Origin of the sequence: Sphingobium indicum BiD32 (genome assembly GCF_000382885.1) — a bacterium.
Taxonomy (GTDB): Bacteria; Pseudomonadota; Alphaproteobacteria; order Sphingomonadales; family Sphingomonadaceae; genus Sphingobium; species Sphingobium japonicum_C.
The window spans coordinates 1-2,062 of sequence record NZ_CAVK010000190.1 but is presented as its reverse complement, the minus strand read 5'-3'; the positions used below and the strand labels follow the sequence as shown (position 1 = coordinate 2,062).

Sequence of the window (2,062 nt, the reverse complement as noted above, 5' to 3'; positions counted from 1 at the left end):
GTATAAGAGACAGGAGTATGCGTGCCGATGGCCAGGTGCTGCGTTTTATAGCGCCATCCCTTCTGGTCGTACCGGCGACGGTGGTGCATGGCTTTTCCTGGGATGAGGATTCATCGGGAACGGTCGTCACGATGTCGACGCGATACATTAGCGACCTCGCGCGCCATGATCACGCGCTTGCACGGATATTTGACGCCGCAAGAGCGCTAACGTTGTCGCATTTCGAAAAGGAGACAGCTGAGCGTCTTGTGCAGGAACTTATGCGCGAACTGGCATGGTCGGCACCGGGCCACCGGGCAGCCGTCGATGCAACTCTTCTCTCGCTTCTCGTCGTTGTTCTGCGCAACGCTACGCTAGACGACAGGCCGATTAGAAGACCAGGCTATTATGCCGGAATCGTCGCGCGTCTTAGGGAGAGGATCGAGCACAGGTTCCGGGAACGAGAGCCCGTCTCTGTCTACGCCGAAACGCTGGGGGTGAGCGAAACGACCCTACGCCTGGCCTGCTCGAAAGTTGCCGGCATGTCCCCGACCCAAGTGCTTAATCAGCGCGCTCTGCTCGAAGCACGGCGCTCGCTACTTTATACAAATCTAACGGTCGCTGAAGTCGGCTACTCGCTCGGGTTTCCGGACCCGGCCTATTTTTCCCGGTTCTTTAGCCGCCATGTGGGGCTGTCTCCAACGGACTTCCGTAGCTCTCGTTCGTCATAGCGCGTCATCACGGCTTCGTCAGTTTTATTCCCCTCAAAAATGCATATGACTTGTATGTCATTAAATTCCTATGACTTATCCAGAGTTGGATGACAGATGATCAAGTCGAAAATTGCACGCCTAATTATCCAAATCACGAATAGCGGAACTCACCATATATAATCTACATAACTTTCTAGGCGTACTTCGTAATCGGGGTCTAATCGGCGCCGATAACCATAGTTCCATGCCGCACTCGTGGCATAACATTTGGCAAAGAAAGGCATTTTTCAATCACAAATGATCTGCATAGAGTATCGTACTTTTTATCGTGCAAAATGTGTTGAAGGCGGCGGGTGGTCGAAAGCATCGCAAATCCGTGCAGGAGAGACCAGCAAGAAATTGCAAGAGCCTCTAAATAATGCTCATCATGTTTCGGCACCAAAAGAGATATATAATTAGAAAATATATTAAACTTATTCTGTACGTCTCGCATATAATCGTCGCTCGCCGGGAGATCTATAAATATATCTGCTGCAAAACATAGTTGATATAATTGCGGATGCTCCTCGGAAAACCGAAGGTATCTATCAAATACGGAACGTACCTTTTCGATAGGCGCTTCATAAGGCTCGGCTGCTTGGGCCAAGCCGTCATTAATCATCCTTAATCCATGAGAGATCAGGGCTTCCAGGAAACGGCGTCTGTTAGCAAAATGTCGATAAGGCGCTCCCCGAGACACCCCGGTTGCGGCGGCCATTTCCCGAAGGGAAAGGTTACCGTAGCCAACCCGTTCGATTTCAACAACGGCAAGGTCAAGGAGCGCACTCTGAAGCTCTCCATGGTGGTAGGGACGATCTTTGCTCATGCGAGGAGTTTGGCAGAAACCTCGGGTATTCTCAATGATTACGGACAAGCGGTCGATAAATCCGCAGCAGCCAAATACCCGATCGAATGTGTATGGGTCAGATTGGAGGTGCGCAGGCATATTCATAAATTTCAAAGGTCGTATCTCCGCCTGGGCTGCGGATTTCACAGCGCAGATGTGGGTACAGACGAGCTTGATGGCGACGAGATTGTTCTTGGGGTACCTGTCGTAGTAGGTGGCTATGCTGCGGAACCGTTCGATCCGAAATTATGCCGGATTGGACCTGTCGATGGAAACGTCGCACGTCTGCGTCGTCGATGCCGATGGGCGCAAGGTTGGAATGCAATGCGTAGACAGCACGTCAGAGGCGATCGCCGCGGTGCTGGAGCGCTATGGTCCCATTGAGCGCGCTGTGATCGAAACGGGCCGGATGAGTCCGTCGGTTGCGCTCGGGCTGCGCGAACTTGGTGTCGCGATCATCTGCATCTGTCTGTTATACACATCT

2 protein-coding genes and 1 pseudogene are annotated in these 2,062 nt (G+C 52.0%); 2 read left to right on the top strand and 1 reads right to left on the bottom strand.

All coding sequences use genetic code 11. The features are described 5' to 3' along the window. On the top strand, positions 1-710 hold a 710-nt coding region (locus EBBID32_RS18035), incomplete at its 5' end, for a helix-turn-helix domain-containing protein (RefSeq protein ID WP_037491686.1). Positions 711-909: 199 nt separating this feature from the next. On the opposite strand, the gene EBBID32_RS23730 is transcribed toward EBBID32_RS18035, so the two are convergent. Beyond that, positions 910-1,683 carry a TetR/AcrR family transcriptional regulator gene (locus EBBID32_RS23730; RefSeq protein ID WP_081628124.1) on the bottom strand — a complete coding sequence of 258 codons (774 nt, stop codon included), beginning with the start codon at positions 1,681-1,683 and terminating at the stop codon, positions 910-912. A gap of 115 nt (positions 1,684-1,798) precedes the next feature. Between EBBID32_RS23730 and EBBID32_RS18030 the strand changes: the two are divergent. Further along, positions 1,799-2,062, top strand: a pseudogene (locus tag EBBID32_RS18030) (hypothetical protein); the annotation flags it as partial.

Excerpts from the sequence above, each read along its gene's own strand:
- EBBID32_RS23730 (WP_081628124.1), bottom strand. The coding sequence starts at position 1,683 with ATGAATATGCCTGCGCACCTCCAATCTGACCCATACACATTCGATCGG.